Below are 9,677 nucleotides of genomic sequence, written 5' to 3'. Positions count from 1 at the left end.
AAAATATTAACGTAAAAGCTGATGGTGCTTACGACAAGACTGCATTTGAGGCTATTAATAAGGAAACCTCAGCTCAAGGCGCAACGGATAAGACTTACGTAGCTGGCGCGAAGACGCTTAACACCTATATGGTTACGGATTTGGGCTTTAAGTCGCAAGCTATTCCGCTTACGGTTGCGCGCTACGACACGCGTATCGACAAGCCAACTGTTGAAGATCCAACTAACGTTTCGCAAGAAGTAAAAACCGACATCATCAAAAAACTTGCGGCGCTTAACAATGTTGCCCAAGACAAGGTAAGTATCAACGACAAAGGCGAAGCTGTAATCCACTTTGATGGTGTTGATGAAAAGGACGTTCCTAAGATTGCTTTGCGTGACCTTGTGTTGAAGAAGCTTGAAGAAAAGGATGTTACTGTTCCAACTGGCGATAAGGCAGTCTTTGTTGCTAATCCACTTGGCTACTCCAATGCCGAACTTGACCGAATTAAAACAGCTATTTTTGAAGCTAATAAAGGCAATAAAGAGCTTGGTCTTACCAGCACAGATCAGATTTCGCTTTCGTACCTTACTGGCGATCTTACTGCATCTGGTGATGCTAATAAGGGTATCTCTAATGGTCAGGCGGAAAACAAGATTACCGTTAAGATCAAGACTGACAAGTCAGTTGCTGAGTTTACATCTAATGTAAAAGAGAGCAAGCTCACCAAGCTTCCAGACATCCGCAAGGATTACGACGTTACTTGGACTAAAACCAAGATTGATGGTCGCGATACCGACGAAGGTATTTCTTGGAGTAATGATCAGAAGACCACTATTATCTACCGTTACGATCCAACTAAAGCAGAAGAATTTGATACAACAAAGATTCTTGGTTTGCTGAAAGCTAAACCAAAGGATCCAAAGTCTGGTTTGCGCGACCTTACAGGCGGCGAGACGCTTGCCTATGAAGGTACAAGTACTCATTCGCGCAAGTCGCACATGAACTATGCGCTTAATAAAGATGGCGAGCCAACGGGCGAGCTTACGCTTGGCAATATGGGTGGCGCTTATTGGTCTGGGAATCAGAAAGTTTCTAATTCTGACGTAGACCTCGGTGATAATTTATCAATAGCTGGTTCGTATTCATGGGATACAGAGGCTGGCTCTGTAACGGTAGCTGGCAAAAAGGACAAGATTTTCAAGGCGCGTCTGTTTGTTGAGCCGTAGGCAATGACATACTATAAGCATGTTTATCTGGAGCAAGGCCGCAATCCAGGCAATACAGCAAAAGCAATTAACGTTATCTTTGTGCCGCAGACGAATCATAAGACGAAAGACCTTTCGGATTCGATTGGCGAGCACAAGACCGAAAACGTTGAGGGCAAGGATGTTCCAACACAGTCGAAGTATTACAACGCGTCTGCTGATAAGAAAGAGGCATATGAAAAGGCATTAAAGACTGCAACAGACTTGCTTGCAACTGTTAAGGACAAGCAAGAAAAAGACCTTACCGAAGAGCAGAAGGCGCAAATCGATAACGCTACGATTAACCTTAATAAGGCACGCGCCGAGCTTGATGGTCCTGACACCAACAAGGACGGGCTGAACGCCTCGATTGAAGCCAACGGCAAGGCCGCTGAAGGTAGTACTGCCGCAACTGGTACACAAGCAACGAACCAGTTCAAGAACGTAAGCGACCCTGACTTCAAGAAGGCAGACGGTTCTGATGATAAGGACAGAAACGAAGCTGCTAAGAAGGCAAAGACAGATTACGACAAGGCTCTTGAGGAAGCTAATAAGGTAAAGGAAGACAAGAACGCCACGCAGAAGGCTGTTGACGACGCTAAGGCTAAGCTTGATGCTGCGCGCGAAAAGCTTAACGACTTTACCACCAACAAGGATGAGTTGAATAATGCCATCGCTCAGCATGGTAAGGTGAACACGGGCGATGCGTCTAAGCGAGGCGACGAGAAGCTTAAGACCGCCGACCCAACTTACCAGAACTCTAACGAGACAGAGCGCAAAGCCTACGACGACGCTGTAGCAGAAGCAGATAAGGTCTCCAAGGATCCAAACGCTTCTCAAAAAGAAGTAAACAAGGCTATTGATGATCTTAAGAAAGCTAAGGCAGCGCTTGATGCCAACGCAACCGACAAGGCTCCTCTTGCCGCTGCGGTGCAAAAGAGCTTCGATAATCCTGATCCAAACGATGCTACCAAGCAAAGTGTGTTCTACAAGAACGCTAAGGCTAAGACTAACGATTCTGCTGCTCAGCAAGCTGTCACAAATTATGACAACGCGCTAAAGAAAGCTAAAGACGTCCTCGCAGACAAAAACGCTACCAAGAAAGACGTTGAGGACGCTAAGAAAGCGCTTGAAGACGCTGAAGCAGCACTTCATGCCGACAAATACTCTACCGATAAAACCGATCTTGGTAAAGCTATTGCGGACAACTTCAGCGGTTATTTGATGCCAGCCTACTTCAACGCGTTTGATAAAGCGCAAGCAGGCGACGAGCAGGCTAAGAAAGACTTCAAAGCCTATAACGACGCTTATCACGCTGCAAAAGACTTGATGGATGAATTAAATAAGCCTGGGAGCACCGTAGATCAGAAAAAGGTTGATGCGGTTAAAGAGCAGCTAATCGCTGCTCGCAAGATTATTGACACCTACGCAACCGACACCAGCAGACTTTCGGCTGCTGCGCTTAATGACTTTGCAATACAACACAGCCCAGCCTACGCGAATTTGAAAGAACTTGCCGAAAAGCAAAATCCTAGTGAAGAAGAAAAAGCTAAGGTAGAAGCTGCTAAAAAGGCTAAGGAAGCGTATGAAAAGGCAGCAGCGAAACTAACAGCTGCGCTTACTAACACGCTTCCGAAGGATCAAGCAAATGGTCATGATATTCCTGATAACATTATCCCAAAGGAAGATGGCGACCCTAACGATAAGGACTACCTGAAAGACATTCAGGCGCACAAAAACGGTGAGCCGCTGAACAGGGATGTTGACACAATCCTTAAGGAAATGAACGAAGCAGCGAAGGCGCTGGATAAGTTTGCGACTAAGACCGACGAGCTGATTAAGTCGATTAACGAGGACGCAACCACTCATCCAAGCCCTGCGTTTAAGAACGCGTCGCAGCCAAGCTTCCAAAAGCCTGATGGCTCGGGACCGGATGATGCCAAGAACGCTGCTGCTAAAGCGGCAGCAGATGCCTACGGCAAAGCACTCAACGAAGCCAAAGACTTGCTCAAGAAGCCTGATGCTACGCAAAAGGAAGTCAATGATGCGTTGAAGAAGCTTGACGACGCTCGCAAAGAGCTTGACAAGTACAACACCGACACCACCAAGCTTGCGGAAAGCGTAAAAAAGCACGGTTCTACAGAGGGTCCTGCGCCTACGGAAGGCACGCAAACTTCTGATGCGTATCGCAATGCGTCTGATCCTCACTTCTTAACTGCTGATGGCAAGCCTGATACTAAGAAAAATGATGATGCCAAAGCGGCTAAGAAGGAGTATGATGAAGCTTTAACAAAAGCTCAGGAGCTTTTGAAGAAGCATGATGATAAAGACACGCCACTAGACGCGCAGCCAACTCAAAAAGAAATCGACGACGCACTGAAGACTCTTGACGAAGCTCGCAAGAAGCTTGAGGATAACTATAAGACTGTTACTACTGGTCTTGAGACAGAAATTAACAAGTCTACTGCTGAACATGCTCCTGCTGTTACTGAAGGCGACTTTGAAGCTACTCCAGAGTTCAAGAATGCTCAAGCTAAGACAAGCGATGGTAATGAAAATGCAGACGTTACTGCTTACAAGAATGCTCTTGCAAATGCTCGCAAGTTAGTAAGTGATGCAAAGGATACAAACAAGAAGAACAGCGAACGTCCAACGCAACAGCAGATTAACGATGCGTTCGATGCTCTTACTGCAGCTAAGAAGCAAATTACTGACAACTACAAGACGAATTTTGAAGCGTTGACTTCTGCCAAAGACTTTGCAGATGATGGCTTCAAGAAGACGCCTGAGTACAAGAATGCTCTTGCTAAGAAGACTGCTGGTGATCCAGGTGCTACAAATGACTTGGGTGAAACTGGCAAAGACACTGGCTTCGAGAATGTTCTCAATCAAATCAAGCAGAAGCTTAATGATGATAACTGGAAGAAGACAGCAACTCAGAAGTCTGTAAACAACTTGCTAAAGAAACTGCAAGCAGCTCAAGACAAGATTGCTAACAACTACAAGACTGATGCAAAGCTTCTTGAAAACGAAGTCGGCGATAAGGACGCACAGGGTCAACCTGTAACACCTCCATTCGAGGCGTCGGTTGAGTACAAGAATGCGCTTGAAAAGAAGAACGCTGGTGACGCTACTGCAACGGAAAAGCTTAAAGCTTATGCCGAGAAGCTTGCTAAAGCAAACGAGCTTATTGAAAAGGTCAAGAATCCTGATCCAAACGCAAAGCCAGAAGATCGTCCAACTCAGAAGCAGGTTGATGATGCTCTTGCGGCTTTGAAGAAGGCCAAGAAGGATATCGACGACAACTTCAAGACCAAAGTCGACGCTCTTAAGAAAGAAACGAAAGAGCTTAAGGACGACGGCGGAGCTAAGCCAGACACCGAGAAGTTCGAAAAGTCTACCGAGTACCAGAATGCTCTTGCCAAGAAGGGTGCTGACAGCAAGGATAACGCAGACATACAAGCGTACAATGACGCTTTAGCGAAAGCCAATGAACTTCTTGATCTATTCGACGAGAGTGGCAATCCAAAAGCCAACATTCCAGCTGGAAAGCAACTCCCAACTCAGCAAGAAGTTGACGAGGCTCTTAAGAATCTGAAGGAAATTAAGGATAAGATTACTAAGAACTACGTCACCAGCCCGCATGACTTGCAAGAAGAAGTTGATAAGTCGAAGGGCGGAGATACTGACACCAGAACCGACGTGTTCGAGAATACTCCAGAGTTCAAGAATGCGACTGCTAAGGGTGATGACGCTGCTAAGAAAGCTCTTGACGACTATAACAAGAAGCTCAAGGCTGCCAAGGATCTTCTTGATAAGTTTGATCGCACTACTGGAAAGCCAAAGACTGATCTTCCAGATGGTACTAAAGTCCCAACTCAAAAGCAACTTGACGATGCTCTAAAGGATCTCCAAGCCGCCAAGAAGAAGATTGCCGATGATTACAAGACTGATTCTTCCAAGCTGAAAACAGAAGCAGATGCTGATGCTAAGTTCCGTGATTCTGTATTCTTTATGATTGGAATGACTGAGGATATTGACGCCTATAACAAGGCTTTGGCTGAGGCTAACAGTGTGCTTAAGGATCCGAATGCTACTCAGGCTGAGGTTGACGCGGCTTTGAAGAAGCTTCAGGCGGCTAAGTATAAGATTAATCACCCGTTTGGCATAGGCAGTGGTGTTGGAAGCGGTAGCGGCTATGATGCTGATGCTAGTGATTCTCAGAGTGCTTCGGTTGATAAGACTGCTTTGAGAGTTGAGGTTAATAATTCTGAAGCAGATTCTTCTGCTGCGTCTAAGGCGAATACTGCTGCTGCTAGAGCTTATGTGAGTGCTTTGGCTGAGGCTAAGCGTGTGCTTGCTGATAAGAATGCTACTCAGACTCAGGTTGATGCCGCTTTGAGGAATCTTAAGAACGCTAAGGCTGCGTGGCGTAATGCTTCTGCTAATGCTAGTGGTCTTGCTAAGACGGGTGCTGCAACTGGCTTGTTTGCAAGTCTTGCTGCAATCTTCTCCGGTCTTGGTGCTGCTGGCGTAGCTTCTCGCCGTCGTAAGCACTCTAACGAGTAGTCTATCGCGTAACTAAAATCCCTCGCAGGTTATCTTCCGATAATCCGCGAGGGATTTTTTCTCGCTGCTGCACTAAACTAAACGCTCCAAATGTGAGATATGTTTTCCGCGTTTGGAGCTCTACGCAACCCTAAACTCTCCAAACGTGAGGTATGTTCCCCACGTTTGGAGCGAAATGTATCCTCAAACGCTCCGAACGTGAGGTAAGTTACGCGCGCAGTATGCAATCTGCGCTAGTAATGCACACATCTTATACGCAATTCGCCTTGTACACCACCACAATGTAAAGTTGCGGTATGGAAAGTGCGAACAGAACAGATAGTGCAACTACTGAAACCAACTGCAACGAAAGCAGCACAAACTCTTCCGCTCTCACCTCAAGAAGCCTTATTAAAGCCGGTTTTTCTCGCCCGGATGCCGCACGTTGCGCAATGATAGCAATATGTAAAAACTGCAATAAAATATCTTTTGAAACACTACTAAGAAGCGCGCTTACAGTTGAAGATCCAGATTCTGCATTGCTTTCATTGCAAGATTTAAGTGAAGCATACCCCGAAATAATAAATAATATTTCAACTTCAAATTCGCAAGTATCTGACTCATTAACAAGCCTAATGCAAGTATTAGGTGCGTCTAACGCGTTGGCAATGCTTATGCACACAAGACCTAATCTTATAAAAGCCGCTGCAAACGACCCGAATCATCTTTTTGCAATGACTAGGGAAGAACGCGTAAAAGACCTACTCGAAGCAATACAAGCGTATACTGCAACAGTTGTTTCTTCTGAAAGCAGCGATTCCAACACAATTTATTTAACATCACTCGGCTTTGCACAAGCAGTTTCTGCGCTTCGTGCGCGCTACCGTGAGCATGTTGCTGCAATTATGGCAGCTGATTTAGCGAGCGCTGACCCTGTTGAAGTGCAGCCAGATATTAGTCGTAAGCTTTCCGATGCTGCCGATGCTGTTCTAGAGGCAGCGTTGTCTATTTCGCGAGGACAGGTTACTGGTTCTTCCGCATGCAGATTTGCGATTATTGCTATGGGTAAGCTTGGTGCGCAAGAAATTAACTACGTTTCCGATATCGATTTGATTTATGTTGTGGAGCCTGCGGATTTAAGCAACAAGCAGAACCAGGATGCTTCCTTGCGCGTTGGTGCTTCTATGGCAATGGTTTTGCAAAAAGTATGCCAGTCGGTGGTTATGGGCTCTGTGGAGCCTCCGCTTTGGCAGATTGATACTGCGCTTCGCCCGGAAGGTAAGGATGGTCCTCTTGTTCGTAGGCTTGATTCTCATAGGGAATATTACGAAAAGTGGGCGAGCAGCTGGGAGTTTCAGGCGCTTTTGAAGTCGCGCCCTGCAGCAGGGGATGCGGATCTTGGAAAAGCTTATCGCGATATGGTCGAGCCGTTTATTTGGAAGGCTTCTGGTCGTGAGCATTTTGTAGCTGACTGCCAGCATATGCGTCAGCGTGTGGAGTCGCTTATTCCGGCTTCTCAACGCGATTTAGACATGAAGCTTGGCCGCGGTGGCTTGCGTGATGTTGAGTTTACTGTGCAAATGCTGCAGCTTGTGCACGGAAGTGAGGATGAGTCGCTTCGAGTAAGGGATACTATTTCCGCTTTGCAAGCGTTGGCTCAAGGTGGCTACGTCTCTAGGTCTCAGGCTGCGCTTTTGGCAGAACACTACCGCTTTGAGCGTGTTCTTGAGCATCGTCAGCAAATGTGGAGTATGCATCGCACGCATTTGTTCCCAGATTTGGGTGCGCAAGGAAACGGCGGCTTGGATCGTGCGCGCACAATTTCTACAGAGCAGCTTAACAACAATGAGCAGATTTGCCGCCTTGCTCGTGCTGTGAGGCTTCGTCCGGAAGAGTTAGTTGCGCGTTTTGATAAAGCTCGTCGTGAAATTCGGCACTTGCATAAGGATATTTACTACCGTCCGATGCTTCCTATTAACGCTCAAACGGATGCGGATCCTATTGTGCTTTCGCCGGAGGCTGCTCGTGCGCGCTTTGCTTCTATTGGTTTTGCGGATGCTCGCGCAGCACAGTTGCATGTTGAAGCACTTACGGAGGGGCTTTCTAGAGCTGCTAAAATTCATAGAATTTTGCTTCCGGCGGTGTTGAAGTGGCTTGGCGACGGGCAGAATCCGGATATGGGTTTGCTTGCGTGGCGGCGTCTTGCTGAGCGTTTTGGCGGAAAGAGCACGTATCTTGGTTTTTTGCGTGATTCTCCTTCCGCAGCTCAGCGTCTTTGCCACGTTTTGGCGGATTCGCGCTATCTTGGCGACGCTATGATGCAGTCTATGCAGTCTATTACTTGGCTTGGTGACGACGAAGCGTTATCTGCGCGCGATAGGGCAAGTCTCGACATGCAAACTAGTGCAATGGTTGCGCGTTATGCAAGTAATATTGCGGATTTTGCGCAGTCTTTGCGCGCTCTTCGCAGGCAGGAAATTGAGCGAGTAGCTTTAGCTTGGATGTGTGGTCTTATTGATGACGATACTTCTATGCTTGCAATGAGTGACGTGTTTGATGCTATTTTAGATGCGACTTTGCAATGGTCTATGCGTGAAGCTGTGTCAGTCATGAATTTGAATGCTCCTCAAGCTGAAATTGCTATTATTGCTTTAGGTCGCTACGGTGGTAGAGAAGTAAACTTCTGTTCTGACGCAGATATTATGGTAATTTACAAGCCGGTTGGTGAAGATTGCGATTTAAACGCAGCTCACCGCTTTGCGCAAAAAACTGTAGATATTTTGCGTAATATTTTGCAAGGTCCTCTTACACTTGAACCAAAAATCATGGTCGATTTGGATTTGCGTCCGGAAGGAAAAGACGGTCCGCTTGTTCGTTCGCTAGAATCTTGCGAAAAGTATTATCGTCAATGGGCTAGCACTTGGGAGCATCAAGCGTTGTTGCGAGCGCGTTTTGCTGCAGGTTCTAAGGAGTTGGCTGATGCTTTGCTTAACGGAGTTGTAAACGAATTGCGTTACGCTGCAAATCCTCTTAGTGAATCTCAGCTTGCTGAAATTCGTAAGCTTAAAGCTCGCATGGAAGCGGAGCGTTTACCTCGAGGAGTTAGTAGGGACAGGCATTTGAAGCTTGGTCGCGGCGGTTTAAGCGATGTTGAGTGGACTGTGCAATTGATGCAATTGCAATATGCTTCAAAGCATAAATCTTTACGAGTAGTTGGAACTATGCAAGCGTTGAAAGCATTGCAATCTGAGCATTTTATAAGCGACGAGGATGCTGAAGTTTTAAGCCGCTGCTGGCATATGTGTTCTGCAGTGCGCAACGCAAACTTCTTGTGGTCTGGATCAATGGCTCGCGCAGATATTATTCCAACTGACTCGTATTCTTTGGGTGGAATCGCCACTTACCTTGGATACGAGCCGAATCAGGGCCGCGTTTTTGAAAACGATCTTCTAGCAACTATGCGTCAGTGCCGCGAAATCATGTCTCGTCTTTTCTACGGCCGCTAATCATTTCATCTTTAGTCACTTTGCGTTTATTGTTGCATTATTTGTTTTAGGTTATAATTACAAAACGGGAGGTGATTTTTAATGAAAAATGCAGTAATAAGTAATGATGTAAAAGAAAGAGCTAATTCTTCAGTTTTTTATGCTGATGTTTCTGCACCTATAAAACAAGCAGTCAGTAGTGAAAATTTAGAAGAAAATGACGAATTATTATCTACTGATTTTGCTGCAAAACTTATGCATAGTTATAAGCAGTCAGTTTCTGGTTTAGCGCGCCCATATGCGGATGTTTTTGCTGAGTTAGAAAAGGGCTTGTAATGAGTTCTTTTAATATTCTTGTTACTCAAGATGCAGAAACTGATTTAAAAAATATAAGAGACTCTGTCTCTTATACACATCT

2 protein-coding genes and 1 pseudogene are annotated in these 9,677 nt (G+C 46.0%); all 3 read left to right on the top strand.

The features are described 5' to 3' along the window. Positions 1 to 5,795: pseudogene (locus tag A5295_RS05045) on the top strand (peptidase); the annotation flags it as partial. Between the two features lie 296 nt (positions 5,796 to 6,091). Next, on the top strand, positions 6,092 to 9,280 hold the full coding sequence (locus A5295_RS05040) for a bifunctional [glutamine synthetase] adenylyltransferase/[glutamine synthetase]-adenylyl-L-tyrosine phosphorylase (RefSeq protein WP_064621968.1): 3,189 nt from the start codon (positions 6,092 to 6,094) through the stop codon (positions 9,278 to 9,280). 81 nt (positions 9,281 to 9,361) lie between these two features. Further along, on the top strand, positions 9,362 to 9,595 hold the full coding sequence (locus A5295_RS05035) for a hypothetical protein (protein ID WP_004106418.1): 234 nt from the start codon (positions 9,362 to 9,364) through the stop codon (positions 9,593 to 9,595). Positions 9,596 to 9,677 lie beyond the last annotated feature (82 nt).

The organism is Gardnerella sp. 26-12, from assembly GCF_001660745.1.
GTDB lineage: Bacteria > Actinomycetota > Actinomycetes > Actinomycetales > Bifidobacteriaceae > Bifidobacterium > Bifidobacterium swidsinskii.
Note: the sequence above shows the minus strand (reverse complement) of the source record. Positions and strands in the feature narration are given on the sequence as shown.

Bases quoted from the DNA above. Each gene is read 5' to 3' on its own strand.
- A5295_RS05040 (WP_064621968.1), top strand. From the start codon at position 6,092: ATGGAAAGTGCGAACAGAACAGATAGTGCAACTACTGAAACCAACTGC.
- A5295_RS05035 (WP_004106418.1), top strand. From the start codon at position 9,362: ATGAAAAATGCAGTAATAAGTAATGATGTAAAAGAAAGAGCTAATTCT.